General features: G+C 66.3%; 26 protein-coding genes. 4 read left to right on the forward strand and 22 right to left on the reverse strand.

What is annotated here, in order from left to right; all coding sequences use genetic code 11:
* The first annotated feature begins 22 nt into the window (after nucleotides 1-22).
* The 3 genes from G6N55_RS15590 to G6N55_RS15600 all read left to right on the forward strand — a co-directional run bounded on the left by G6N55_RS15590 (nucleotide 23) and on the right by G6N55_RS15600 (nucleotide 3,372).
* The gene (locus G6N55_RS15590) at nucleotides 23-742 is read left to right on the forward strand and encodes a pirin family protein (protein ID WP_085222442.1); all 720 of its coding nucleotides are present in this window, start codon (nucleotides 23-25) and stop codon (nucleotides 740-742) included.
* Between the two features lie 34 nt (nucleotides 743-776).
* On the forward strand, nucleotides 777-2,183 hold the full coding sequence (locus tag G6N55_RS15595; protein WP_085222441.1) for a YhgE/Pip domain-containing protein: 1,407 nt from the start codon (nucleotides 777-779) through the stop codon (nucleotides 2,181-2,183).
* A gap of 79 nt (nucleotides 2,184-2,262) precedes the next feature.
* The gene (locus G6N55_RS15600) at nucleotides 2,263-3,372 is read left to right on the forward strand and encodes a phosphodiester glycosidase family protein (protein WP_139826860.1); all 1,110 of its coding nucleotides are present in this window, start codon (nucleotides 2,263-2,265) and stop codon (nucleotides 3,370-3,372) included.
* Here the strand turns inward: G6N55_RS15600 and G6N55_RS15605 are convergent.
* The 14 genes from G6N55_RS15605 to fadD5 form a co-directional block, all read right to left on the reverse strand.
* A complete protein-coding gene (locus tag G6N55_RS15605; protein WP_232078760.1) occupies nucleotides 3,369-4,088 on the reverse strand; it encodes a YoaK family protein in 720 nt (239 codons plus the stop codon). The two genes, G6N55_RS15600 and G6N55_RS15605, sit on opposite strands and share 4 nt — an antisense overlap.
* A gap of 38 nt (nucleotides 4,089-4,126) precedes the next feature.
* Nucleotides 4,127-4,846, reverse strand: a complete 720-nt coding sequence (locus G6N55_RS15610; RefSeq protein ID WP_085222439.1) for a hypothetical protein — start codon at nucleotides 4,844-4,846, stop codon at nucleotides 4,127-4,129.
* Nucleotides 4,813-5,370, reverse strand: coding sequence for a mammalian cell entry protein (locus G6N55_RS15615; protein ID WP_085222438.1), 558 nt, complete (start codon nucleotides 5,368-5,370; stop codon nucleotides 4,813-4,815). Before G6N55_RS15615 ends, G6N55_RS15610 begins: the two co-directional genes overlap by 34 nt.
* Complete coding sequence (locus G6N55_RS15620; RefSeq protein ID WP_085222437.1) at nucleotides 5,367-6,332, reverse strand: RDD family protein; 966 nt, start codon at nucleotides 6,330-6,332, stop codon at nucleotides 5,367-5,369. Before G6N55_RS15620 ends, G6N55_RS15615 begins: the two co-directional genes overlap by 4 nt.
* Entirely contained in the window at nucleotides 6,329-7,195 is an 867-nt protein-coding gene (locus G6N55_RS15625; RefSeq protein ID WP_085222436.1) for an Mce protein, read from the reverse strand. Before G6N55_RS15625 ends, G6N55_RS15620 begins: the two co-directional genes overlap by 4 nt.
* A complete protein-coding gene (locus tag G6N55_RS15630; protein WP_085222435.1) occupies nucleotides 7,165-8,715 on the reverse strand; it encodes an MCE family protein in 1,551 nt (516 codons plus the stop codon). The genes G6N55_RS15625 and G6N55_RS15630 overlap by 31 nt, the downstream gene beginning before the upstream one ends.
* A complete protein-coding gene (locus G6N55_RS15635; RefSeq protein ID WP_085222992.1) occupies nucleotides 8,709-9,854 on the reverse strand; it encodes a virulence factor Mce family protein in 1,146 nt (381 codons plus the stop codon). Before G6N55_RS15635 ends, G6N55_RS15630 begins: the two co-directional genes overlap by 7 nt.
* Nucleotides 9,855-9,862: 8 nt before the next feature.
* Complete coding sequence (locus G6N55_RS15640; RefSeq protein WP_085222434.1) at nucleotides 9,863-11,476, reverse strand: virulence factor Mce family protein; 1,614 nt, start codon at nucleotides 11,474-11,476, stop codon at nucleotides 9,863-9,865.
* Nucleotides 11,473-13,062 carry a virulence factor Mce family protein gene (locus tag G6N55_RS15645; protein WP_085222433.1) on the reverse strand — a complete coding sequence of 530 codons (1,590 nt, stop codon included), beginning with the start codon at nucleotides 13,060-13,062 and terminating at the stop codon, nucleotides 11,473-11,475. Before G6N55_RS15645 ends, G6N55_RS15640 begins: the two co-directional genes overlap by 4 nt.
* Nucleotides 13,059-14,099, reverse strand: coding sequence for a virulence factor Mce family protein (locus G6N55_RS15650; RefSeq protein ID WP_085222432.1), 1,041 nt, complete (start codon nucleotides 14,097-14,099; stop codon nucleotides 13,059-13,061). The genes G6N55_RS15645 and G6N55_RS15650 overlap by 4 nt, the downstream gene beginning before the upstream one ends.
* Nucleotides 14,096-15,397, reverse strand: coding sequence for an MCE family protein (locus G6N55_RS15655; protein ID WP_085222431.1), 1,302 nt, complete (start codon nucleotides 15,395-15,397; stop codon nucleotides 14,096-14,098). Before G6N55_RS15655 ends, G6N55_RS15650 begins: the two co-directional genes overlap by 4 nt.
* A gap of 5 nt (nucleotides 15,398-15,402) precedes the next feature.
* The gene (locus G6N55_RS15660) at nucleotides 15,403-16,272 is read right to left on the reverse strand and encodes an MlaE family ABC transporter permease (protein WP_085222430.1); all 870 of its coding nucleotides are present in this window, start codon (nucleotides 16,270-16,272) and stop codon (nucleotides 15,403-15,405) included.
* A gap of 1 nt (nucleotide 16,273) precedes the next feature.
* Nucleotides 16,274-17,092, reverse strand: a complete 819-nt coding sequence (locus tag G6N55_RS15665) for an MlaE family ABC transporter permease (protein ID WP_372513193.1) — start codon at nucleotides 17,090-17,092, stop codon at nucleotides 16,274-16,276.
* A 209-nt stretch (nucleotides 17,093-17,301) separates the two neighbouring features.
* On the reverse strand, nucleotides 17,302-18,960 hold the full coding sequence (gene fadD5 / locus G6N55_RS15670) for a fatty-acid--CoA ligase FadD5 (RefSeq protein ID WP_085222429.1): 1,659 nt from the start codon (nucleotides 18,958-18,960) through the stop codon (nucleotides 17,302-17,304).
* A gap of 159 nt (nucleotides 18,961-19,119) precedes the next feature.
* Between fadD5 and G6N55_RS15675 the strand changes: the two genes are divergently transcribed.
* The gene (locus G6N55_RS15675; RefSeq protein ID WP_085222428.1) at nucleotides 19,120-19,815 is read left to right on the forward strand and encodes a GntR family transcriptional regulator; all 696 of its coding nucleotides are present in this window, start codon (nucleotides 19,120-19,122) and stop codon (nucleotides 19,813-19,815) included.
* 3 nt (nucleotides 19,816-19,818) lie between these two features.
* Here the strand turns inward: G6N55_RS15675 and G6N55_RS15680 are convergent, their stop codons facing one another.
* The 8 genes from G6N55_RS15680 to G6N55_RS15715 are packed head-to-tail and all read right to left on the reverse strand — an operon-like array spanning nucleotide 19,819 to nucleotide 26,075.
* Nucleotides 19,819-20,259, reverse strand: a complete 441-nt coding sequence (locus G6N55_RS15680) for an SRPBCC family protein (protein ID WP_085222427.1) — start codon at nucleotides 20,257-20,259, stop codon at nucleotides 19,819-19,821.
* Nucleotides 20,260-20,311: 52 nt separating this feature from the next.
* The gene (locus G6N55_RS15685; protein ID WP_372517618.1) at nucleotides 20,312-20,770 is read right to left on the reverse strand and encodes an acyl-CoA thioesterase; all 459 of its coding nucleotides are present in this window, start codon (nucleotides 20,768-20,770) and stop codon (nucleotides 20,312-20,314) included.
* A gap of 42 nt (nucleotides 20,771-20,812) precedes the next feature.
* The gene (locus tag G6N55_RS15690; RefSeq protein ID WP_085222425.1) at nucleotides 20,813-21,739 is read right to left on the reverse strand and encodes an alpha/beta hydrolase; all 927 of its coding nucleotides are present in this window, start codon (nucleotides 21,737-21,739) and stop codon (nucleotides 20,813-20,815) included.
* On the reverse strand, nucleotides 21,736-23,259 hold the full coding sequence (locus G6N55_RS15695) for a flavin-containing monooxygenase (RefSeq protein ID WP_085222424.1): 1,524 nt from the start codon (nucleotides 23,257-23,259) through the stop codon (nucleotides 21,736-21,738). Before G6N55_RS15695 ends, G6N55_RS15690 begins: the two co-directional genes overlap by 4 nt.
* The gene (locus tag G6N55_RS15700) at nucleotides 23,241-23,963 is read right to left on the reverse strand and encodes an SDR family NAD(P)-dependent oxidoreductase (RefSeq protein WP_085222423.1); all 723 of its coding nucleotides are present in this window, start codon (nucleotides 23,961-23,963) and stop codon (nucleotides 23,241-23,243) included. The genes G6N55_RS15695 and G6N55_RS15700 overlap by 19 nt, the downstream gene beginning before the upstream one ends.
* Nucleotides 23,960-24,367, reverse strand: a complete 408-nt coding sequence (locus tag G6N55_RS15705) for a nuclear transport factor 2 family protein (RefSeq protein WP_085222422.1) — start codon at nucleotides 24,365-24,367, stop codon at nucleotides 23,960-23,962. The genes G6N55_RS15700 and G6N55_RS15705 overlap by 4 nt, the downstream gene beginning before the upstream one ends.
* Nucleotides 24,364-25,110: an HpcH/HpaI aldolase family protein gene (locus G6N55_RS15710; protein ID WP_085222421.1), complete on the reverse strand. Its 747-nt coding sequence runs from the start codon at nucleotides 25,108-25,110 to the stop codon at nucleotides 24,364-24,366. The genes G6N55_RS15705 and G6N55_RS15710 overlap by 4 nt, the downstream gene beginning before the upstream one ends.
* Nucleotides 25,107-26,075, reverse strand: coding sequence for a zinc-binding dehydrogenase (locus tag G6N55_RS15715; protein ID WP_085222420.1), 969 nt, complete (start codon nucleotides 26,073-26,075; stop codon nucleotides 25,107-25,109). The genes G6N55_RS15710 and G6N55_RS15715 overlap by 4 nt, the downstream gene beginning before the upstream one ends.
* Between the last annotated feature and the right edge of the window lies 1 nt (nucleotide 26,076).

Here is a 26,076-nt window from a genome sequence, read left to right on the forward strand (position 1 = left end):
GGAGACTGATTACGCTGAAGCCATGGCTGCCCACTTCGAGATTCGGCGCGCGGTCGACCGGGCTGTCACCACGACGCCGTGGCTGACATCGAGACATTCGTTCTCGTTCGGCGATCACTACGAGCCGGACAACACGCACCACGGGTTGCTGGTGGTGAACAACGACGACGTCGTCGCGCCCCAGAGTGGATTCGATACCCACCCGCACCGCGACATGGAGATCGTGACGTGGGTGCTGGAAGGCGAATTGACACACCAGGATTCGGCCGGCAACCACGGTGTGATCTATCCTGGCCTGGCGCAACGCATGTCGGCCGGCAATGGGATCCTGCATTCGGAGAAGAACGATTCGTTAACGCAGCCAGTACATTTCGTTCAGATGTGGGTGATCCCCGACGAAACGGGCATCTCCCCCGGCTACCAACAGCATGAAATCGGCCACATCGGTGCCGATCTTGTGACGATCGCCTCGGGCATACCCGGGCACGACGCGGCCATCTCGCTACACAACCGCGACGCGGCCCTACACGTCGCGCGGCTGCAACCCGGCGACGCCGTGACCGCGCCCAACGCGGCCTACCTGCACGTCTTCCTGCCGCGCGGCCGGCTCACGCTGGACGGGGCCGGCGAACTCACCGAAGGCGACGCGGCCCGGCTCACCGACGCCGACGGCCCGCGGCTGACGGCAACCGAACCGACGGAGCTACTGATCTGGGAGATGCACGCAAACCTGGGCGGCTAGACCAATAGAGTGGGCATGACAGACAGGAGCGGGGATGTCGAAAGCCCAACCGCGACACGCGGTGCCGAACCCGAAGCACAACGCGAAAGCACTGAAGACGGTGCAGTTCTGGGCGTTGCCGATCGGCGCCACGCTGGCCCTGATGTCGGCTCTGTGCGCGCTGTATCTCGGCGGCATCTTGAATCCGACCACGAACCTGCGTCATTTCCCGATCGCCGTGGTGAACGAAGACGCCGGCACCGCCGGCCCGAAGATCGTCGACGGCCTGGTCTCCGCGCTGGATAAGGACAAATTCGACATCCGGGTGGTTTCGCACGACGAGGCCAAGCGGCTGCTGGACCGGGCGCAGGCGTACGGCGAATTGGTGATCCCGCCGACGTTCTCGTCGAATTTGCGCGAGTACGGCGAGAGCGCCGTGATGCCCACCAAGGCCCAGCGGCCCTCCGTCACGATCTTCACCAACCCGCGAGCGGGCACGTTGGGTGCCGGCATTGCCGGACAAACGCTGAACCAGGCCATGGTCGCCGCTAATACCAAAGTGGGACAGTATCTTTCGTCCGAAGTCGCGCAGCAGACCGGCGGGGCACCGCTGACCGGAGCGGCGCAGGCCGGACTGGCCAGCCCGATCGACATCAAGTCGGCCGTGTACAACCCGCTGCCCAACGGCACGGGCAATGGACTGTCCGCGTTCTACTACGCATTGCTGTTGTTGCTGGCCGGGTTCACCGGCAGCATCGTCGTGTCGACGTTGGTGGACTCCTTGCTCGGATATGTGCCGGCCGAATGGGGCCCAGTGTATCGATTTGCCGAGCAGGCCAACATCTCTCGCTTCCGCACGTTGCTGGTGAAGTGGGGCATCATGCTGGTGCTGGCGCTGCTGACCTCGGGTGTCTATCTGGCCATTGCCCATGGATTGGGCATGCCGATCACCCGCGGCTGGGAGTTGTGGGCGTACGGCGTCTTCGCGATCGTCGCGGTGGGTGTGACATCGAGTTCGCTGATCGCGGTGCTGGGTTCGATGGGCCTGCTGTTCAGCATGCTGGTCTTCGTGATCCTCGGGTTGCCGTCGGCGGGCGCCACCGTCCCGCTGGAGGCGGTGCCGCCGTTCTTCCGCTGGCTGGCCGAGTTCGAACCGATGCACCAGGTGTTCCTGGGCGTGCGGTCGCTGTTGTATCTCAACGGCGACGGGCAGGCCGGCCTCACGCAGGCGTTGCTGATGACGTCGATCGGGCTGGTGATCGGCCTGTTGGTGGGCGGCATCGTCACGCGCATGTACGACCGCAGCGGGTTCCACCGCATACCTGGTGCCATCGGCGTCGCGATCGCCGAGGTGCACCAATCCCAACACCAGGCGCGCAAGGGCAAGCGCGCAAGTTCGGGCGAATCCGCCGACCCGGACCCCAGCGAACCTGAACCCGAAAGCGTAAGCGAGCAAACGTAATTCGGACGCGGCCTAAGTGTCACGCGTTTGTTATTTATGTTGACAGTGGGGCTATTGTGACTGATGCTTTGAATGTTGCATCCACATAAGTGCCGAAAGGGCTGCCGTGCTGACACGACGCACCGGGTTGCGCCGACTGGCGGCAAGCCTCGCGGCGATGTTCGCCTGCACCCTGTTGACGAGCACCCTCGCCTCACCCGTCGCCCACGCCGCTGACGCCCGCGAACTCCTGGCCAGTGCGATCGGCGCCACCAAGGGCTCGTATCTGGTCTACAACTTCGGCCCCGGCCACCCCACCCCGCTGATGGACGCCAGCGGTCGCTGGTACGAGATGAACAACGGCGGCCACCTGATGATCATCAAGAACGCGGCGGGGCGTCTCGCGCCGCACCTGCTGGTCGACACGCATCGCGGTGACCAGGCGCGCTGCGAGCACAATGCCGGGGCCCGCACCGGCGAGGGGTTGTGGCAGGCCTCCGAGCTTTACGAGCCGCGTCAGGCGTGGCTGCGGATGGGGCAGCCGACCATCGCGATCAACGCGAACTTCTTCGATGTGCGCGGGCAGAAGGGCGGCAGTTGGCGCACCACCGGCTGCAGCTCGCCGCTGGGTGCGTTCGTGGACAACACCAACGGCCAGGGCCGCTCCAACCAGGCGGTCACCGGCACCGCGGTGTATCCGGGCAAACAGGGCCTGTCGGGCGGCGGCGAGAGCTGGTCGTCGCTGACGACGATGATCCTGCCGACGGGGGCGGCGCCGTACGTGGTGTGGCCCAGGAGCAAGAGCGACTACGACTCCGCCACCCCGGTGGTGGAGGACCTGCTGAACAAGAACGAGAAGTTCGTGGCGGTCTCCGGGATCGGGCTGCTGGGCCCCGGCCAAACTCAACAGCTGCATGACGGCGGTCCCAGCGCGGCGCGAACGGCCCTGGCCTATGTGAAGCAGCGCGATGAGATGTACATCTTCGAGGGCGGCAGCTACACCCCGGACAACATGCAGGATCTGTTCCGCGGTCTGGGCAGCGATACCGCGATCCTGCTCGACGGCGGCGGCTCGTCGGCGATCGTGCTGCGCCGCGACACCGGCGGCATGTGGGCCGGGGCGGGTTCACCGCGCGGGTCCTGCGATACCCGCCAGGTGCTCTGCGACTCGCACGAGCGCGCCCTGCCCAGCTGGCTGGCCTTCAACTAACCGTCGGCCGGCTCGGCCGTCGCGGCCGCCGCGGGTTCGGTCGCGGGAGGCCCGAACCGGAAGATCAGCAGGCTGAGCGCGACCAGGACCGCGATGAGGCTAAATACCGGGGCGATGACGAACCGGGAGATCGTCGCGCCGGCGAACGCACCGGCACACATCGTCAAAACGACGGTAAGGCGCAGGTTTTCACGCGCGCCCGTACCACCGGACAGTCGGCTATCCATACCGAGACTGACGATCGTCGCCGTCAACACGGTGGTGGAGAGCTCCTGGATACCGAACTGGCGAGCGCTCGAATGCTGTAGACCGAACGTCACGGCGAGAAAGCCGATCACGATCAGTTTGGTGTCGTCGTGATAGCGCAGCACACCGGAGCCGGCCAGGATCGACAACACGATCAGCAACACGAGCTCCAACGACAAGACGGTAGTGATCCATGGGCGCGTCCGACTACCGAAATAGCGGGTCAGCCGGCCACTGAGGATGGTGGTGATCACGAAGGTGGGCAGCGCCACCACAACCGCGGTCAAGTCGATGTTGGTTCGCGGAGCGAGCCAGAAGCCAAGGAAGATCACATTGCCGGTCATGTTGGCGACGAACACGTGGCCGAGAACCAAGACGCTGATCGCGTCGGCCAATCCGGTGGCGAAGGTCAGCAGCAACAGGGCGACGACGGTCGACCGCTCGGATACCGGCGACGCCTTGAAATCCACGGGGTGCAGTATATTTCGGCGATCCCGGTTCGGCCGGGCTACTGATGCGGGGTGAGATCCAGCGAGGTCACGGTCGTCATCCTGGTCACCAGCCAGTGCCCGTTCGCGCGCTTCATGAACAGCCGATAGGACAGGTACTTCAGCGCCGGGATGTTCTTGGTCAGCGGGCTGGTCGAGGTGGTGTTGGTGTACACGATGACGACCGCGTTCGGGCCGTCCAGCGATTCGACTGCCGCGCCGGTGACTTGGGTGCTGTTGCTGATCTTGGCTTGCTTGTTCGGGGCCACGATGGCGTCGACGAATTTGCGGTACTGGGCCTCGAAGTCGCCGCTGAGGTAGGCCGATGCGCGATCGGCGAGGCTGTCCATGTTCTCCGGCGTGTAGGTCCACAGCGTAGTGATCGCGCGGGCCGCGGTGCGGGCCACGTTGAGCTTGGTTGCCGCCGTGGCCCGGTCGGCCAGATAGGGCTGCATCGTCGCGCCCGCGAATGCCGCCGACCCGACGAACAGCAGAGCGGCCACCGCGACGACGATGGCCATCCCTTTTCCGGCCGGCAGTTTGCGCCGCCCGCGGCCGCCTTCTTCGGTCTGGGTCTCGGATTCGTCGGTCTCTGCGGACTCCGCCGTGTCGGCGTCCGTCTCGCCGATCGGTTCTGCTTCGGATTCCGTTGTCGTGGAGGTGTTTTCGTCGTTCGCAGCGGTGTCGTCGGAGGCCGCCTCGACGGTCAGATCACCTGCAGCAGGCTGCTTATCTTCCACTGATTCCCTTCCCGCGTCGCAGTTGCCGTCCAACGATTGGTGTTCTCGTATACCTGCTTTTGATCCGGCGACTTGGACGTGACTTCGGTTGCCACCATCACGGTGACGCTGCCGTCGTCGTTCCATCGTTCCACGGCCGCGCCGAGGATGGTGCCGGTCGCGGGCTCCGCGCGCGCGACCTGCAACAGAATCTCGTTGGCCTTGTCGTGATACTGCTTGGCGAAATCGCCCGTCGCCTGGGCCATTACCCGCATGACGTAGTCGTTCGCATGATAGGGGTCGAGCGAAGTGAACTGAGTCATGAACCCCGTCACGTAGGCGAGCACCTCACGGTCTTTGGACGCGGCGTGCTCTCGGGATTCGTGAGAGATCAGCATCAGGGTGGCGAGCGTGATCGCTGCGGTGGTCAACACCGCGGCGACCGCACTGGCAACGGGCAAACCCCACGGCCGGCGCTGGGTCTCCGGATCCGTCGCGACGAGCAACGCGCCCTCGCCCGGCTCAAACTTGCGGCGGGGGCTCATTTTCCGTTCCCCGGCGGTTTCGGTTTGGTCAGCACGGTGAGGTTGTCGACCAGCCAATGGCCGCCGGCGCCCTTGACGAGACTCACCCGGACGGTTGCGGTGATGTACCGCTCCTCGGGCGCCGCGCCCCGCCGCCCCTGCATGAACAACAGCATCGTCGCTCGATCCGGCGACGCCGACTCGATCGAACTGTCGGTCACCCAATACTCGTTGATGACCGGGTTTCCCTTTTGGACGATGTCCTGCTGCGCCTTGAGCTGGCCCCGGTAGGCGTCGGTCGCCAGCGACTGGGCACGCACGAAATCGTCGTGCAACGACTTCGGGTCGTACGTCAGCATTTGCGCGACGATCTTCGGTCCCTGTACTCCGATCTGGGCCCGCGTTTGATCGGTCTCCCGATCGCGGGAGTACACCACCCCGTAGCTCACCACGACACCGGCCACGCATAGTGCGGTCGCGGTGAGCACCGCGATGATCGTCCACCGCCGAATGTCGGGCCGTGGCGTTTGAAAGCACCGCACTTCGGTGCGCAGCAGCAGGTCGGCGAAGGTGCGTCGCTGCGAATCCCACAGCGGCCAAAGCCATCCCACCAGCGACACGGTGTCGAGCAGGTGGGCAAGATCGCGCAGCAGCAGGCCCCAGGCGCCGATGACGCCGCCGTCGCGGTGTGCCACCGCGATTCCACACAGTGCGCGTCCCAGGCTCCAGCCGTAGATGGTCGGAAACAGCAACCGGTTTACCAACATCGCCAGGACTGCGATCCCGAGCACACAGATGCTCAGCCACCACCAGACTCCGCGCGGGGGCACGGTGAACGACACCAACACCATCGTCGTCGCCACGGCGGCCGCCGGCAGCACGTCGACCGCGAACGCGCACGCGCGAATATGCCAGGGCGCCAAGGCATTCTCTGATGACACTTGGGGGGCCGTGGTCTGAGTCTCCTCGACCACCAGCGTCACTTCGTCACCTGGTCGAGCTTGGCGATCCGGTACTGGCCTTCGTCCAGCGCCATCTTCACCCGCAGCCGGTAGCCGGTCTCGTTCTGCGATTGCTCGGTGGCCACCTTCACGCGCATCGCCACGAGTACCTCGACCGAACCGTCCTTGTTGTTGCGCTCGACGGCGGCGCGGACATCCGAGACCTGAACGTGGACGTTCGCGGACTGATAGGCCTGCACGAGCATGCCGGTGTAGACCATCGCCTGTTCACGGAAGGCACCGGTACCGCACTCGATGATCTTCTGCTCGCTGGCGATCATCGCGTTGGTGTCGGGAGCCTGTGTCGCCGATACGCAGTCGATCGCCGCCCTCAGCGCCGCGGCGTTGTTGCGTGCGATCGCCTGGCTCTCGTGGTGGTATCGCAGCGCCAGATAGCCGCCGGTGCCGACGGCACCGGCCAGCAGGACGAGGGCGGCGGCGATGCCGGCCAGCCACGCGCGGCCCAGGGCCGACGGGGGACGCCCTGCGCCGTCAGCGTCCGCCTCGGTCGTAGCGTCGGTGTCGCTTTGATCGTCGTCGGCCTCCGGCTGTTCGTCATCGTCGTCCGCCGACGCGGCTTCGGTTTCGGCCTCAGGTTGCTCCGCAGCGTCCGGGGCGGCTTCGGCCTCCGCTTCGGGTTCCGGGGTGGCTTCGGGCGCTTCGGGTTCGGCCGTCGCCTCGGTCTGATCGGTTCCGACCTCGGATTCAGCTGAATCCTCGGCCGTCACCTCCGGGTTTGTCTCGTCGGTGACGTCGTCCGATTCCTTCGGCCGTCTCCGACGCAGACGACTAAGCATCGACATCGGTGGTGGGTTCAGCCGGCTGGCGCCAGCATCTCCTTCCATCCGTCGTCTCCTGTTTTGGTCGAGTTTTCGACGGAGTATTTGACGCCGTCGGGCCCTACCAGTTCACCGCTCTGGGGACTGTATACCGCCGAGGGAGGTCCCATAGGCGTGTAGACACACGGGTTGGGCTGCTGTCCGTTGCACTGCACCGTACCGGACCCGGGCCGGGTCAACGGGTCACTGGTGGCCGGCGGCGTCCCCGCGACGCGGTCCGATGGCGCCGGGTTCATGCCGTTGTTGATCGACGGCGCCGGGATCACCATGCCCGGTCGCACCGACTGATCGCATCGCGCTCCGGGTGCCGGGCAGGTCAGAATCTGGTTCGGGTCACCGAACCACGGGTTCGTCCCGGCCGGAACGTACGGCCTGGGGTCGCGGCACTCACGTGGCGTCGCCGCCCGCTTGCCGGGGACGTCGGTACACGGGATGTTGCGCGACCCGCGGACGCTGTTGGCCGGGGTGTCCATCGGAATCTTGCAGTAGGTGCCCGACGGCAGCGGCTGCATGCTGGTGTCGGCCGGGGACCGCCACTCCGGGGCCGGAATAAAGCCGGTCAAACACGGCGGCGGCTGGTTGATCGACAGCGCCAGGTCGAGCGCGGCCTGGTTGGGGAACGGCGCGGCCACCGTCTGCGCGATCGAGGCGCCCTGCGGCAGGAACACCAGCACCTGCTCCACCCCGGTGTGGTAGCGCTTGAGCAGATCGAACACCACCTCGAGGTTCGCCAGCGTCTGCGGCAGCGACTCCCGCACGTCGCTGAAGACGGAGTTGACATTGTCGGCGGTCGGCGCCGCTTGCGACAGAACGCTCTTCACGTTCGCGTCGCGCTGGGCGGACTGCGCGGCCAAAGTGTTGAGGTTGTGCGCCCAACGCTCGATCGCGTCACCAGACTTCACCTGACTGTCGATCACCGGTCCGGAGTTCTGGATGATGTCGTTGACGTTGGTGATGTTCGTTTTGAAATCGCCGACGATCGCCTGCGTCGAGTCGACCAGGCGCTGCAGCGCGGGACCCAGGCCACCGACGGACTCCGCCGTCTCGTCGAGCAACTTGCCGATCTTGTCCCTGGGCAACGCCTCGAGCCCGCGGTTGGCGGTGTCCAGCGCCGGACCGATCTCGGCCGGCACGGTGCCCTTGCTGATGGTTTGCCCGTCGGCGAGGTACTTCCCGGGGTTTCCCGTCGAGACCAGGTCCAGATACTGCTCACCAACCGCCGACACGGAGTGCACGTTCGCGATCGTGTCGACCGGGATCTTGTACTGGCTGTCGATGCTCATCGTCGCTTCGGCGCCATGCTCGGTCGGCTCGACGTCGGTGACCTTGCCGATCGTGATGCCGCGATAGGTCACGTTGGCCGTCGGGTACAACCCACCCGATGCCGGCAGCTCGGCCTTCAGCGAGTACCGGCCGATCCCCATCAGGCTTGGCACCTGCAGGTAGTAGACGCCCAGCACCAGCAGCGAGACGACCGTCAGGACCACGAACGCCCACAGCTGGCGTCGGATGAACGGGGTCAGCAATTCCGGTCCCCCCTTTCCACCAGCGGTCCGCCGGGCGCGTCATTCGGGTTCGGCGTGTAGCGGACGTCGGGGATCATCGTCTCGGGGTCGCGGCCGAAGGACTGCTCGAGGGCCCGCAGTGCGCCCGACAATCCGGTTCCGGTGAGGAACGCGTTGTCGACCGAGCTATAGGTCACGTCCAGCGTCAGCGAGATGTTCACGTAGTCACCGCGGAACATCTTCGGGACGGTGTCGATGTCGAACGGCTGCGTCAGGATCAGCTTCAGCGCGCCGATCAGGTACGGCGACGAGCGGCCGAGTTCCTTGAGCGGGCACTGCAGGGCCTGCAGGCTGGCGTGCAGCGGCGCGCGGGCTTCCGACAGGTACTGGTCGGCGGCCCCGCTGAGCCGGCCCACCGAGTCGACGGCATTGATCAGCAGCTGCTTGGTGTCGGCGAAATGCTTGATCAGCGGCGGGATGTCGGTCAGCACCCGATCGAGGACGTCCGAGCGGCCGCCGACGTAGACCAGCAGCCGGTTGGTGGAGTCGATCGCGTGGGTGATGTCGTCACGCTGCTGGTTGAGCTGGGTGGTGAAGGTGTCCAGCTTGCCGAGGAAGGACCGGATCTGTTCCCCGCGCCCATGGAAGATGTCGTAGACCTCGTTCTGCAGCACTTCCAGGTTCGGGATGCCGCCCCCGCGCAAGATCAGCGACAGGCTGGCCAGCGTCTGCTCGGTGGTGGGATAAGACGACGAATTCTTCAGCGGAATGGTGTCGCCGTTGCGCAGCGGCTCCGACGACGGGTTCGGCGGCGCGGCCAGCTCCACGTGCTGAGAACCCAGCAGCGACGTCTGCCCGATCCGGGCGATCGCGTTCTTGGGCAGCTTGACGCTCTTCTTCACGCCCAGCGTCAGCGTGGCCACCCAGTTCTTCAACTCGATCTTCTTGATCGAGCCGACGAACACGTCGGCCACCATCACCTTGCTGTTGCCGTTGATCGCCAGGGTGTCCGGCACCTGCACGTAGATGGTGTAGGACCCCGGCCCGTCGCCCGGGCCACCGGGAATCGCGACGTTGGAGATGCCTCGCCAGCCGCAGGAGCTCAGCACCGTGGCGATCACCAGCAGCACCATGACCTGCCAGGCCCGGTGCCGGATCATCCGCGCGATCACTGGCCACCCCCGAAGTCAGCGGCGATCGGCGGACCACCGGCATTGGGTGCCGGGGCCCCGACCGGCGCGGGCGTCGGCGCGACGGGCCCCGGAATCACTCCCGGTCCCGGCGCCGGCGGCTGGATCGGTGTCGGAGCGCGCAGCCCGATGGGCGGCAGGATCGGGTTCTCGTCGTAGGCGTTCGGCGGCCCCGGCGGGGTCTGCAGGTTCGACTGAACGGGCTCGATGTTCGGGCCACCCATCAATTCGGAGAGCGATTCGGGGGTCATCAGGCCCGCGGTGATCGGTCCCACCTGCTGGCCCTGCATGCCCGGGGCGACGATCCAGCCCTGCTGGGTGTTGCGGTGCGACAGCGGCGTATCCGGCACCCAGATACCCGGGACGGTCGTGTCCTTGTAGCCGTTCGGCGGGTGCAGCCGGTCTTCGGAATACGCGACCTGCTTGGGCAACGTCTCGGCGGTGCTGAACAGGTTGAGGCCGAACGGCAGGTAGTTGAACTTGATCGCGTCCAGGATCGGCGCCAGGTACTGCGCGCAGAGTTCGGCGGATTCCTGGTAGCCGAGCCGGCTGCCGGCCTGAATCGAGCTGCAGATGAACTGCATCGGGTTGGCGAAGTTCGTGATGGCCGGAATGGCGACCACCGAGCCGTGCGACGGGTGATAGATCTGGTTGATGTTGGCCGCGGCCGTCGGCAGGATGTGCAGCGCGGTCTCCAGCCCGTTCAGCGGATCGGGTTGCAGCAGCGTGTTCGTCGCGGTGGCCAGGTTGTTGACGTCGGTGGCGAGCACCTCGTGGTTCTTGTCCAGCCACGGGCGCACGGTGGTCAGCAGGCTGTCGAACTGCTGGAGGGCATTGGACAGGGCGCCGTCGTCCTGCGCGAGCCGGCCGGTGACGTCGGCCAGGTTCTGGTTCAGCGCGACGAACTGCGCGTCGTCCTGGTGCAGCGCGTTGACGAACAGCGCCAGGCTGCGCACCACGGCGAAGAAGTCGCCGCGGCCCTCGTTGAGCGCGGTCAACGCCGACGACAGGCTGTTGAGCGCGGTGTTGATCTGCTTGCTCTTGCCGTCGAGACCGTCGGCGAACGACGAGATGACCTCACCGAACGGCCCGGTCGGCTGCTCCTTGGTCGGACCCAGCTTCGAGATGATGTTGGTGATGCTGTTGCGCAGCTCGTCCCACTCCACCGGCACCTGGGTGCGCTCTTCGGGGATCACGGCGTTGTCGCCCAGCACCGGCCCGCCCTTGTACGGCGGTTCCAGCTGGATCGCGCGCGATGCCACCAGGGTGGGGTTCAGGATCACCGCCGAAGCGTTGGCGGGGACCTTGTACTTGTTCTCGTAGTGGAACGTCACCTTCATCTTGTCGCCGACCGGCTCGATGCTGTCGATCGAGCCGACCCGCAGGCCCATGATCTGGACCTTGTCCCCCTTGTAGAGGGCGTTGGCCGCCGGGAAGTAGGCGACAACGGTGTTGTTCGTCAGCTTCTCGAAAAGCCGGTAGCCAACGTAGCCGACGACCAGGGCCACCACGATGATCAGCGACCCGAGAATCACCGTCGTCCGGGAGAACTTCGGTAGCCGGATGTTGCGGACGTCAAAGATGGTGCTCAATTCTGGCTACCTCCCGTGACACCACTACCGCCCGAACCGCCGGGATTGATGAACGGCGCCGGCAACTGGTTCCCAGGTCCGGGCGGGGCCGGTGGACCCGGCGGCAGACCCGGTGCGAAGGTCGACGGCGGCGGCGTCGGGCCGGCCGGCGCCAGGTTCTCGGTGCGCGCACCGGGTGGTGCCTGCGTCGGCAGCGGCACCGGCGTGCCCGGAACGTTCGGCGGCGGGTCGCCCGGGCGCCCAGCGATATTGATGCCCGGGGTGGGCGGCAGACCGTCCGGGTTCGGCGGCGACGTCGCGACGTCGACCGGCGCGGGAAAGCCCGGCCCGCCGAACGGTCCCATCGCTGCACCCGCACACGGCAGCGGGTTCCACGGCCGCGGCAGACCCTCGTCGCCGACGGTGATGTTGCCGCCGGGGTTGGCCGGCGTGTACGAGCAGGGCGATCCGGGCGGGATGGCCGGGCCGGGGTGATCCGGGGTGCCTTCCAGCACCGGCGGTGCCGGCGGCGGCGCACCGTTGGGGAACCGGGTGCCGTTGGGGTCGGGCCACCGGTATTCCGGCAGACCGGCGCTGCGCCAGAAGTTCTCCGGGTCGATGCCGCGCTTCTTGAATGCGGCGTCCACCCACGGCTGGATGATCTGGTAAAGCGCGAGGTTGTGCAGGACCACCTTGAAGAACGGTCCCGACGCGATGGCCTCGTTCAACGACGGCAGGAAGTGGCCGACCTCGGTCAGACCCGCGGCCACGTCGTCCTTGCGCTCAACCAGGATCTGGCTGATCGTGCGCAGCTGCTCGAGCACGTGGTTGAGGTTCGGATTGTCGTTGATCAGGCCCTTGACCTGCTCGGAGAACGCGGCGACATTGCTCAGCAACGCGTTGATGGCCTGCCCGCGCTCGTTGAACGCGGCCAGCAGCGTCTTGGCGTTGACCAGCAGGCGGTCGACCTGTTCGCTGCGGTCGCCCAGCACACTGGCCACCTGGTTCGCCTGAGCAAGCAGATGCTTGACCTCGGCGTCGCGCTTGCCGACCGTGTCGGAGAACTTGGAAACGCCCTCGAGCGCGGCACTCAGGTGCGGGTAGGTCTGGTCGATGGTCTGCGACAGCACATGCAACGACTCTTTGACCTCGTCGATGTTCCAGCCTGACGCGGCCTTGGTGACGTCGAAGAACGCGTCGTAGATCTGATACGGCGTCGTGCTTTGACCGATCGGCAACGAGGCCCCGGGCTTGAGCTGCTGGGCGCCCCGCGCCTCGATCTCCATGACCTTCTTACCGAGGATGGTGTCGGTGCGGATCGCCAGCCGGCTCTCGGTGCCGATGGTGTTGGTGCCGATCGAGAACTTCATCGAGATGTGGTCGCCGTCGATCTTAAGGTCCTCGACCTTGCCGACGTCCATGCCGGCGATGCGCACTTTGTCGCCGACGTTGATCCCGCCGGAGTCGGTGAACTGTCCGTAGTAGGCCGGCCTGGCCATCAGGATCGGGACACTGGTGAAGCTTTGCCCGACGCCGATCACGAGCAGCGTGACCACGATGCCCATCAAGCCGATCCGAAGCCGGTTCGGAGGTTCCAGCGTTCTCATTGCGGCGTGCACCTACCCGTCGGCTGCTGGAAGAGCCGGACCGTGCGGACCGGGCCACCAGCCTGCAGACCATTGATCTTCAACGTGATGTCGCAGGCGTAGAAGTTCACGAAGTCGCCGTAGGACCCGATGGCGCGCCCGATCATGTTCAACGCGGTCGGCACCTTCTTGAGGTAGTCCTGCAGTTGGTCCTGCTGGTCGATCAGCGGCTGCTGGATCCCGTCGAGGTAGTTGATGGACTTGTGCAGCAGCGCGCGATCCTCGCCGAGCAGGTCGGCCACGGTGCCGGCGGCGTTGCTGATGTGCGCGGTCCCGCCGGCCAGCTGGTCGCCGTGGTCCTTGAGCCCGGTGATCAGCACCTCGAGGTTGTTGATGGTCTGGTCGAATTGCTGGCGGTGCCGGACCGTGGTGTCCAGGACGATGTTCAGGTTCTTGATCACCTCGCCGATCGCCTGGTCACGCTCGCCGATCTGGCTCGTCAGCTGGGCGGTGTTGTCGAGGATGTCGTTGATGGTGCCGCCCTGACCCTGGAAAACCGTGACCAGCGCGGTCGCGATGGTGTTGACCTTCTCCGGGTCCAGCGCCCGGAACAGCGGCTTGAAGCCACCGATCAGCGCGTCGAGGTCGAGTGCGGGCGCCGTGCGCGACAGCGGGATGAAACCACCCGGCGGCAGGATCTTGTCGGCGCCTTCGCCGTCGCCGCGCTTGAGCTCCAGGTACCGGTTGCCGATCAGGTCGAGGTAGCGGATCTGCGCCGTCGTCGACTGATAGAGCGGAACCGCACGGTCGACGTTGAACTTCACCCGCACGCGCTTGCCGCCGTCGACCAATCGCACCGAGTCGACCTTGCCGATCTCCACCCCGGAGGCGCGGACGAATTGGCCCTGGCGCAGCCCGCTGATGTTGCTGAACTCCGCCGTGTATCCGTTGGTGCGGTCAAACCGCATCTGACCGAAGACGACGACGATCATCACAGTGAACAGCAGCAGCACCAGTGAGAAGATGCTGAGTCGGACGAGCGTACCGGTGATTTTCATGGGTTGATCGTGTTATCCCCTACCTGACGGCCCCAGACGTACTCAATTGCGTAGGGCGAACCGGTGTCGAGGTGGTTGTACGGCGCAATGCTGTTGCCGGAGTCCATCACCAACTCGGGAGCGGGCCAGAGGTCATGGGTGATGTGCTGCCAGCAACCCGGCGCACCGCCGGGTCCACCGCGGGCGTTCACCCGCGGCAGGTTCTCGGGATAGATGTAGGGGTTCGGCGCTCCACCGACCACCCCGGCCAGGCCGCCGACCAGGCTGGCGATCGTGGCCACCGCCGAGACGGGGTTGGCCAGCAGCCCGAGACCGGACAGGGCCTCGGTGTGGGCGTTCAGCGAGTAGCCGTTGCCGGCCAGGAACGAAGCGGCCTTGGGCTCGATGTCGTGGTAGTTGCGCAGGGTGCAGAAAATCGCCGGGCTGTAGGTGTCGAGCAGCTGCGCCGACGGCAGCAGGTCGGCGGCGCCGCGCGCCAGGTACGGGCCGCCCTTCTCGAAGATCTCCGCGCCGGTGTTGCCGAACCCGGCTGCCGACAGCAGCGCCTGGTCCAGATCCTTCTGCTGCTGGTTGATTGTGCGCGAGGTGACGACCGCGTTGTTGAGGAAGTCGAACAGGTCCGGCGAGGCGTTGGCGTAGGTGTCGCCGAGGCCGGCCAGCTGCTGGATGTCGTGGCGAATCTGCGGCATCTGCGGGTTGACGTCGTCGAGGACGGTGTTGCCGTTGACGATCGACTGCCCGAACTTGTCACCCAGCCCGGCCAGCGATTGCGCGGCCGCGCTCAGCGTCAGGTTCAGCTTGACCGGATCCACCTTCTCCGAGATCGAGGTGATGGTCTGGAACAGCGTGTTGATCTCCGTCGTCACCGACCTCGCGTCGATCACCGACGACGCGCTGAGCCTTTGCGCCGACGGGCTTTGCGGTGTCGTCAGCGACACGTACTTGCCGCCGAACACGGTGGTGGCCTTGATGTCGGCGTTCACGTTGGCCGGGATCAGCGACAGGTATCGGGGATAGACGTCCAGGGTGAACTTGGCCGCCGGTTTCCCGTCGCGGACGACCTCGGAGATGGTGTCCACGCGGCCGATCTCGACCCCGTTGTAAGTGACCTTCGAGCCCGGGTCCATGACCAGCCCGGCCCGCGACGCCAGCATCGTCAACTTGGTCTTGGGGGTGAAGTCGCCGCGGAACTGCCCGTAGACCAAGACGAGAACGAGCGCGCCGATGACCATCATGCCGACACCCGCCAACTTGTAGGGCGGGGTCCGCGAGGCGTTCGTCTTTCCGGGCCGGGTCATGGCCGCTACACCGTTAACGCGAAGTTGGGGTTGACGCCGTACAGCGCCAACGCGGCGGACAACACGACAACCTGCACCGAGACCAGGGAGAAGCGCATCGAGCGACCGACGGCCTCGCCGACGCCAACCGGCCCGCCACCGGCGTTGTAGCCGTAGAAGCAGTGGGTGATCATCACGACCGCGGTGATGATGATGGCCTCCAGGAACGACCAGAACACGTCATCGGGGCGCAGGAACGTCCGGAAGTAGTGGTCGTAGGTGCCGTTGGATTGGCCATAGAGCACCGTCGTAGTGATCTGCGGCGACAGGAAGCACATGATCATCGCCATCGCGTAGATCGGGATGATCACGACCAGCCCGGCCATGAATCGCGTGGTGGCCAGGAACGAGATCGACTTGATGCCCATCACTTCCAGGGCGTCGATCTCTTCGCTGATCCGCATGGCGCCGAGTTCGGCGGTGGCGCCCGCACCGACGGTGGCGGCCATCGCGATGCCGGTGACGACAGGGGCGGCGATGCGCACGTTGATCAGTGCGGCGAAGAAGCCGGTGAACGCCTCGACCCCGATATTGCCCAGCGACGCGAAACCCTGGATGGCGACCAGCGAGCTACCGGAGAGCGTGACGAAACCGACGATGGCGACGGTGCCGCCGACGACGGCCATCGCCCCGGTGCCCATGCCGATTTGGGCGATCAGCCGCAGCGTTTCCTTGCGGTAGTTGCGCAGCGCGTGCGGCACGTGCGCGATGCAGACCATCCCGAACCAGGCCATCCGGCCGAGGTCGTCGAGCCCCCGGCCGGCGGCTCCGCCATAACGGTCCAGGCTTTCGGCTGCCCGCGGAAACCGGGCGCGCAGTACCGCGACGTTGGTCATGTCAGTGTCCCGTTCCGAATCGCACACCGATGGTGGTCAGAATGACGTTGACCGCGTAGAGGGCGACGACGCAGAGCACCACGGTTTCGTTGACGGCGGTGCCCAGGCCCTTGGAGCCGCCGCGCACGGTCAGCCCGCGGTAGCAGCCGACGAGGCCGGCGATCAGGCCGAAGACCGCGGCCTTGACGGTCGCGATGACGACCTCGGGCAGGCCGGTGATCGTGGTCAGGGTGGCCAGGTAGGCACCGCCCGAGACGTTCTGCAGGTAGACCCCGAACAGGTACCCGCCCACCAGGCCGACGGTGATGACCAGGCCGTTGAGCAGCGTGGCGACCAGGGTCGCGGCGATCACCCGGGGCACCACCAGGCGGTGGATCGGGTCGATACCGAGCACCTCCATCGCATCGATTTCCTCGCGGATGGTGCGCGCGCCCAGGTCGGCGCAGATTGCGGTCGATCCGGCACCGGCGACCACCAGCACCGTGGTCAACGGGCCGAGCTGGGTGACCGCACCGATCGCGGCGCCGGCGCCGGACAGGTCGGCGGCACCGAACTGGGCCAGCAGCACGTTGAGCGTGAAGATCAGCAACACGGTCAGCGGGATCGAGACGAAGACGGTCGGCAGGAACGCGACCCGCATGATGAACCAGCACTGCAGGATGAATTCGCGCCACTGGAAGGGCCGGCGGAACAACGCGCGGCCGGTCAGGACACACATCCGGAAGAACCCGCCGATCAGGGTCAGCGGCGTCTCGAGTTGGTCGCGCAGGTAGCCGACCAAATAGGGGCCCCGACCGCCGGTTGACGTCGAAGTCACCACTGCCCCCTCATGCCGGCGCCGCGCGCCCCACGGCGCAGCGAATCGTCTCGCACGCCCCCACCTTGCCCCGGACCCACATGTGTGATCACCGACTCCCTACTGGCAAGTAGTAACGGAGACCACAGGAATGTACCCGATGGCCAAGCAGGTGTGAACCGCATCCGCACAATTAACCCTTCGTCAACAACGGGCAAACGTTACAGTTTCTGTCAGCTTTCCTTTCTCGGCGTGAAATCGCTTGAAGTAGCCTGCTTTTGAACTGTGTCCGCGGACCCGTAGCGAACCCGTAGCTCAGTCTTGAGGACCTTGCCGGCCGGGTTGCGGGGCAGTGCATCGACGATCTCTAGTGCCTTGGGGTGCTTGTAGCGCGCCAGCCGCTCGGTCAGGAACTCGTCCAGGTCGTCGAGCCGCAAGCCATCGCCCGAGACGGCGGCGACCGCGATCGGTACCTCGCCCCATTTCTCGTGGGTACGGCCGATGACCGCGACCTCGACGATGCCGGGATGTCCGGCCAGGACGTTCTCCACTTCGGCGCAATAGATGTTCTCGCCGCCGGAGATGATCATGTCCTTCTTGCGGTCGACCACCCAGACGTAGCCCTCGTCGTCCATCCGGACGAGGTCGCCGCTATGGAACCAGCCGCCCGCGAACGCCTCCGCGGTGGCCTCCGGGTTGTTCCAGTAACCGCTCATCAATGTCGGTGCCCGATAGACGATTTCGCCGACCTCGCCGATCGGCACGTCGTTCATGTTCTCGTCGACCACACGCGCGGCGACCGTCGGGATCACCTTGCCGACCGATCCACGCTTACGGATGGCGTCCTCGCCGAGCAGCATGCAGGTGACCGGAGACATCTCGGTCTGGCCGAACGCGGCCAGAATCTGGGTGCCGGGGAAGGTCGCCGACATCTCCCGCAGCAGCGCGTCCGGAGCGGGGGCGGCTCCCCACGACATGATCCGCAGCCGCAGCTCGCGGGGGCGGGCTTGCTGCTCGGCGCAGACGGCCTGCCATTGGGCCGGAACCAGGAAGATGCCGGTGACCTTTTCGGCCGCCAGCACGTCGAGCAGCTGGCCCGGGTCGAACGCACCGAGGGGATAGATGACCGTGGGCAGGCCCATCAGCAGCCCGCCGAGCAGGTTGCCGACGCCGGCGATGTGGAACAGCGGGACACCGACGAAGCCGACGTCGTTGTTGATGTCGGCGCCGTTGGTGTAGAGCCCGGTCATCGTCTGCCCGGTCAGGTTGGTATGAGTGAGCACCGCGCCCTTGGGACGGCCGGTGGTGCCCGAGGTGTACATGATCAGGGCCGGCGAGTCGTTCGGGACGTCCACCCGCTCGACCGGATCCCCGGGCTCGTCGATCAGGTCTTCGTAGCCGAGCACGTTGCCGTCGCTCGAGCCGCCGGCCACGATGACCGTACGCAGCAGTGGCTGGATGTCGCGGACGCCGGTGGCGACCGGGGCGAGCACCGCTTCGGTGACCATGACCCGCGCCTCGCAGTCCTCGACCAGGAACCCGATCTCGGACGGGGTGAGCCGGAAGTTCAGCGGAACCGCGATACCGCCGAGCATGTTGGTGGCCAGCATCGCCTCGACGAACTCGGGACGGTTCAGCATCAGGATCATGACCCGGTCCCCCGCGCCGACCCCTCGACGGCGCAGGGCTCCCGCCAGCGCACTAACCCGTCGCTGCAGGTCAGACCACGTCAGCGTCCGGCCAGTGAATCGCAGTGCGACGGCCTGCGGCTGCATCAACGCGTGCCGTTCGAGCTGGTTGACCCAGTTCTGCCGGCGGGCCAAATACGGCTGCTCGTTCGGGTGTGACGGCTGCGATGCTTGTGCCTCGTGGCTAGCAAGTTGCGCGGTCAACTAATACCTTCCCTTCACTCGCGCACCGCTTGCGACAGGTTGATATTTGATAAAACATAGTGTTGTGTGGGTCACACTATGGCCTTACCGCCCTGATGACAAGACCCGATACGCCCTGAAAACGCCCTGAAAACGTCCCCGAAAGCCCTGGCTACCGACGTGAACGTACCCGTATCTACGCGACCCCACGGCAGGCGGCGGCAGCTGCGCCGGGCGCAGCTGTCGGACGAGGTAGCGGGCCACCTGCGAGCGGCGATCATGTCGGGGGCGTTGCGCCCGGGGACCTTCATACGCCTCGACGAGACCGCGGCCGAACTCGGGGTCAGTGTGACGCCGGTGCGCGAGGCCCTGCTGAAGCTGCGCGGTGAGGGGATGGTGCAACTGGAGCCGCACCGTGGCCACGTCGTGCTGCCGCTGACCCGCCAGGACATCGACGACATTTTCTGGCTGCAGGCCAGCATCGCCAAGGAACTGGCCGCGGCGGCCACCGATCACATCACCGAGGCCGAGATCGACGAGCTGGAGCGCATCAACAATTCGCTCGTGACGGCCGTCGGCAACAGCGACCCCGAGACCATCGCCGGCATCGAGTTCTCGTTCCACCGCGTCTTCAACCAGGCCAGCGGGCGGATCAAGCTGGCCTGGTTCCTGCTCAACGCAGCGCGGTATATGCCGGTGCTGGTGTACGCGGGCGATCCGCAGTGGGCTGTCGCCGCGGTCGACAATCACCGGCAGCTGATCGCCGCGCTGCGCCGCCGCGATACGGCCGCGGTCATCGAACACACGGTCTGGCAGTTCACCGATGCGGCGGAGCGGCTGACCCAAATGCTCGATGGGGCCGGGATTTTCGGATAGCCCCTAGCCGGCGGCCAGCTGTTCGGCGCGCTTCTTGAGGTTGTCCGCGAGGTGATCGAGCACGTTGTTCAGCATCATCTTCACCATCGGCGCGGGCACCGGCATCGACGGTTCGACGTCGATGTCCACCGTCAACAGGCTCGAGGCGCCCACCTCCACCACGCTGAACAGCTGCTCTTGCTTCTTGAACAGCTCACCCTGCTGCAGCACGGTCTGGATCTGATTCGCGCCCGGGTAGTAGATGGCCTGAATGAAGACTCCCTCGAAGCCTTGATAGGCGGCGTCCAGGCGAATCTGGCTGGGCCGGCCGTCGTCGTAGCGCGCCAGCACCCAGCAGCCCTTGGCCCCGTCGCTCCACTCCGGGTATCGCTCGAAATCCGCGACGATGGCCATGATCGCGGCGGCGTTGGCGTCGACCTCGACGGTTTTGCTCAAAACGGGCATGGGCGAAGCATAGCCGGGTACGCGAAAGCCCCAGCGCGGGGCGCTATCTCGGTTACGCCTCGACGCAGGCCGTCGACAGCAGGGTCCGGATGGGGTCGGGCATCGGGATGGGCTTGCGGCTGACGCGGTCGACGTAGACGTGTACCCAATGCCCGAGCGCGGTGACCGGCCGCGGCTCTTGGCTGTCCTTCGACTCGAACACGCCGAGCCGGTAGGTGACGCTGCTGCGGCCCAGTCGGGTCACGGCCAGGCCCACCTCGAGGCTCTGCGGAAATTGCAGTTCGGAGAAATAGCGGCAGCCCGACTCGGCGACAACGCCCAGCGCCGGCATCGTGGTCGGGTCAAGCCCGGTGCCGACCGTGATCCAGGCGTTGATCGCGGTGTCGAACAATTGGTAATAGACCGCGTTGTTGAGATGGCCGAACATGTCGTTGTCCGCCCACCGGGTGCCCACCGGCCACAGCACCGGGAAGTCGCTGCTGGTGAGCTGCTCTGGTGCCGGCGGAATCATGGCCATGGTGGTATTCCAACATGTTTCGCCCCGGCGTCCCCGCTAGGTGCCGTAGAAGGCGTTCGTCAGGGCGTGGCCCTGCAACCTGAACAGCCGCTCGGAACCCACCCAGTCCGGCAGCAGCGAATCGAAGCCATGGCAGGTGCGTGCGAAGACGTGCAATTCGGTGGAAACCCCGGCGTGCAGGAGCCGCAGCGCGTAGTCGATCGCTTCGTCGCGGAACGGATCGATCTCCGCGCAGGTGATCAACGTCGGTGGTAGATCACGCAATTCGGCGCGCCGTGCCGGCACGGCGTCCGGCGAACCGGGCTGCTCACCCAGGTAGTAGCTCCACATCAGTTCGGCCGCCTCGCCGTCGAAGGCCGGGCTCCTACGAAACTCCGCCTTCGACGCGGTAGCGCGATCGTCGAGCACCGGCTGGTGCAGCATTTGGAACACGACCGCTGGCAACGACCCGTCGGCGCAACGCTGCACCAGGGATGCGGCCAGGGTGGCCCCGGCACTGCTGCCCGCGATGGCCAGCCGGGCCGTATCGACATCCAATTCCGCCGCGCTGCCGACTACCCACTTCAGCACCGTGATCGCGTCGTCGAGCGCGGCCGGGTAGGGATGCTCGGGGGCCAACCGGTAGTCGACCGACACCACCGTGCAACGGCCGCGACGGGCAAGTTCGGCGCATGGCCGGTGGTCGGTGTCGAGGTTGCCCAACGCGAATCCGCCTGCGTGACAATAGACGACCACCGGTGCCGGCGACGGCCCACCGCGATAAATGCGGACCGGAACCGCACCCGCGGCGTGGTCTTCGCTGATCTGCACGCCCGGCAGGTCGGTGAGGTGGGCGGCGTCTCGGCGGCGCTGGTCGAACGGCGCGCGCATCAGCGCGATCGCTTCCGGGGAGAAGGCCGTTCGGGTGGTCGCGACCGCGCGCAGCACGGGGTCAAGCCGTTGCGCGCCATCCAATTCCGTCATTGTTCCTCGGCCGCCCCGTGGTCGCCGGCGAACACGGGTCTGCGTGGGTGGCTGGAGAACATGAAGTCGCCTGCGGTGAACCTGCGCGTCATTTCCCAGAAGCTACGCGCGCTACGTGGCCATTGTGTTACCACGCGCCCGTTCGCGGCACGGAAGTAATTGCTGCACTGGGTCGTCCACACGGTGCCGACCATCCACTGGTCGATCTTGGCGATGAACCGCGCCAAGGCGGACGGCCGCACCGCCACATATGTCTTGCCCCTGCGCCGCATGTACTTCAACGCCCGCACGATGTAGCGCGCCTGGGCTTCCAGCATGAAGATGACACTGTTGGAGCCGACATTCGTGTTGGGCCCGTACAGCATGAAGAAGTTCGGGAATCCGGGAACGGCCATGCCGAGATACGCATGCGCCCCCTCACTCCAGACCTCACGCAGGGTCGTGCCGCCTTCGCCGGAGACATCCAGCTGCCCGAGATAGTCGGCGGCGGCGTAGCCGGTGGCGCAGACCACGACGTCGACGTCGCGTTCGGTGCCGTCCTCGGTGACGAAGGATCGGGCCTTGAGATAGCGGGCCGGACTGGACACCACCTCGACGTTGGGCCGGGTCAGCGCGGGCAGGTAGTCCGAGGAGAACACCAGCCGCTTGCAGCCCATCGGGTGATCGGGAGTCAGCCGCTGCCGCAATTCCTCATCGGCGACCGTCTTTTCCAGCAGGCCGAGGGCAATCGCGGTGAAGTCCTGCGTCTTCTCGCTGCCGTGCTCGATCACCGAGATGTTGGATTCGCTGCGCAGCCACAGCCGGGTGCGGTACAGCTTTTTGGCGAACGGCAGATGGGCGAAGGCCCAGCGTTCCCGTCGGGTGTAGTGCCGATCCGGCTTGGGCAGAATCCATGTCGGCGAGCGCTGCACCGAATACACCTGGCCGGCCACCTTCGCGAGTTCGGGCAGCAGCTGCGACGCCGTCGATCCGGTGCCCAACACGGCCACCCGCGCGCCCGTCAGATCTACCGAATGGTCCCATTGCGACGAGTGCATCACGGTTCCGGTGAACGGCTCCTGCTCGACGAGCTCCGGAAAAAGCGGTCGGGTGAACAGACCGACGGCGGACACCACGACATCGAATCGGTGCTGTTGACCGGTGCTGGTGTTCAGACACCACTGCTGGGCGTCTTCTTCCCAACGCGCCGAGCCGATTTCGGTGCGGAGTTTCAGGTGCGGCCGCAGCCCGTACTTGTCGGCGCAGCGCTCGAAGTAGGCGAGGATCTCGGGCTGGCCGGACCATAGCCGCGACCAATGTGGATTCAAGTCGAAGGAAAACGAATACAGATGCGACTTGACGTCGCAAGCCAGGCCCGGATAAGTGTTGATCCGCCAGGTGCCGCCGACGTCGTCTTCGCGGTCGAAGATGGTGAAGTCGTGAAACCCGGCACGGGACAACAGAATTCCCAGCGCCAAGCCGCCCGGTCCGGCACCGATGATGCCGACCGAGAATGTCTTTTTCATCGAATCTGCAGGCATTGCCCACCATCGACGACGAGTTCCGAACCGGTGATGAACGACGCCGCCTCCGACACCAGGAAGGCCACCGCGTCGGCGATTTCGGTGGGCTGGCCCAGCCGCCCGAACGTCGCCGTCGCGGCCAGCCGGGCCTGCGTGGCGTCATCGAGCATCGAGGTCGCGATCGGCCCGGGGAACACCGCGTTGACCCGGATACCGGACGGGGCCAGCTCGGCCGCCGCGGTCTGGGTCAGACCGCGCAGTGCCCACTTCGACGACCCGTAGGCGCAGTGCGCGGGGAACGGGCGGATCGCTCCGGTGCTGCAGATATTCACGATGGCCGCCTGTTCGGCTTCGCGCAGCTGGCCGAGCGCGGCGCGCATGCCCAGAAATGCGCCCAGACAGTTGACCCGCCAAGCATTTTCGAAGTCCTCTACCGTCTCGTCGCCCAACGCGGCGCGATGCAGCACCCCGGCGTTGTTGACCAGTGCGGTCAGCCGCCCGAACCGCTCCACCGTCTTTTCGACGGCCGCCTCCCACTGCTGTTCGCTGGTCACATCGAGCGCGATCGCGATCACCTCGTCGTCGCCCAATTCGGCGACCACGGCGGCGACGTCCTCGGCGCGCAGATCGCAGGCGGCCACGGAATACCCTTGTTCTCGAAGCTTTTTGGCGATGGCCCAACCCTGGCCGCCCGCGGCACCGGTGACGAGTGCGACGCTCATGATGACGGAACCTCCGGGCTATCGGACAGGCCGTGACTGGTGACGAACTGGCATCGCCGCTGCCGGAAACGCCAGTGGCCGTCGCGTCGGACGAGCTGGTCGTCGTAGAGCGCGGGCCGCAGGTGCAGGTCGCGGGCCCTGACGAACAGGACCTGTGAGCGCGCGGTCGCGGTGCCAGGATCGTCAGGACCGACGTCGATGCGCGACACTCCGGTCAGATGCAGTCCGCACGGCGCATCGCGGAACATCTTGGCGATCGCCTCATGTCCGGCGAAAGTCCGTCCGTAGACCAGGAACTCCCCGTCCGTAGTGAATAACCGCACGCACTCGTCGATATCGCCGGCGTCCAGGGCGAGCGCGTAGCCGGCTATCAGTTCGCGAATCGCGGCTTCGTCGTCGGTCATTGTCCGGTCGCCTCGTGCAGGTGCTCGATCGCCCCGCGCCGCAGCGCGGCCGATTCGGCGGCCAGGGTGATCACCTTGAAGCCGAGGTGCGCCATGGCGTGACCGGTCTTGCCCTCGCTGGCGTGAATCCCGGTGACCAGTCCGGCTTCGGTGGCGACGCCGTGGATGCGCACGATCGCGTCGAGCACTTCCGGATGCCGGGTCGCTCCGACGGGACCGTGACCCAACGAGATCGCGAGATCGGCGGGCCCGACGTAGATTCCGGTCAGGCCCTCGACCGCACAGATGTCGCCGAGATTCGTCAGGGCCGCGGCGGTTTCGATCATCGCGAACACGCTCACCCGGGCCTCGTGCGCGGCAGGGTCCGGCCCCAGGCTGCTACGCAGCGGGCCGAAGCTGCGGACACCCGCCGGCGCGTAACGGGTGGCGGCCACCGCCGCGGCGGCCTGGTCGGCCGATTCGATCATTGCGATGAAGACGGCGTCGGCGCCCGCGTCGAGCACCCGCCCGATCGGAGCCGGGTCGGCATTGGGCAACCGCACCGCGGTCGCGATGGGCACCCGCTCGAGGCGCCGCAGGATGTCGGCGATGTCGGCGTCGTCGAGATAGCCGTGCTGGGCGTCGAATCCGACGTAGTCGTATCCGGCGCGGGCGTATTCCTCCGGTCCGATCAGCGTCGGGCCGGTGATCCAGCCGCCCCAGCTCGGACTGGTCTTGGTCAGCGCCTCACCGAAGATGCTCACTCGGCGATCGCGATCTTCACGCGGTCGGGCACCGGCCGGCACGCCAGGTCGAACGCGCCCTGCGCGTCGTCGACGCCGAAGATGTGCGTGAGATAGGAGCCGAGCAGCTCGGGATGTTCGGCGGCGAAATTGCCGGCGAGCTCGAGAACCCGTCGCCGGTCAAGGGTCACACCGGATTTCAGGGTCAGGTTGTTGCGCAACATGAGACGCATGCTAATCGGGTAGGCCTCGTCGTCGGCGACGCCGAAGTAGAAAACGGTGCCCCCCGGTGCGGTGGCTTCGATCGCGTGTCCCAGGGTGGCCACCTGATGACCGACGGCCTCGATGACGATGTCGGCGCGCTCGGCCGGCGCCAGCTGGCTAACCCAGCGATCGCTGGTCGCGCGCACCACCTCGTCGACACCGAATGTCGTTGCGAGGCTTTGCCGGTCGACGGGGTCGACGCCGGTGACACGCCGGGCGCCGGCCGCCTTGGCGACGTAGGAGAACAGCAGCCCGATCGAACCCTGACCGATGATCGCGACGTGCCGGCCGGCCAGGTCCGGCAGTTGCTCGCAGGCGTAGAGCACACATGCCAGCGGCTGCAGCCCGACTGCCTGCGCGGCGGTCAGGGCCGGGGCGTACGGCGCAAGCCCGTTGCCGTCGCTGATGACTCGCTCCATCAAGCCGTCGAAGCCGGACGCCCAGCCCACCACGCGATCGCCGACCCGGTGTTGCCGATGCCGGCTGGCGATCACCTCGCCGGCCACCTCGTGGATCGGGAAGCCGTCCTTCTCGGCGGCACTTGGGCCGTCGTCGCCGGGCAGTCTGCCCTTGGCGCCCCGGAAGCCGGGCAGGTCGCTGCCGCACACGCCGGCGGCCAAGAACCGCAGCAGCACCTGACCATCGGACAGGTCGTCGGCGGTTTTCTCGGTGATCGATGTGCGTTCGAACTCGTACGGGGCGATGATCCGGTAGGACCACACG

This window comes from Mycobacterium florentinum (assembly GCF_010730355.1).
Taxonomy (GTDB): domain Bacteria; phylum Actinomycetota; class Actinomycetes; order Mycobacteriales; family Mycobacteriaceae; genus Mycobacterium; species Mycobacterium florentinum.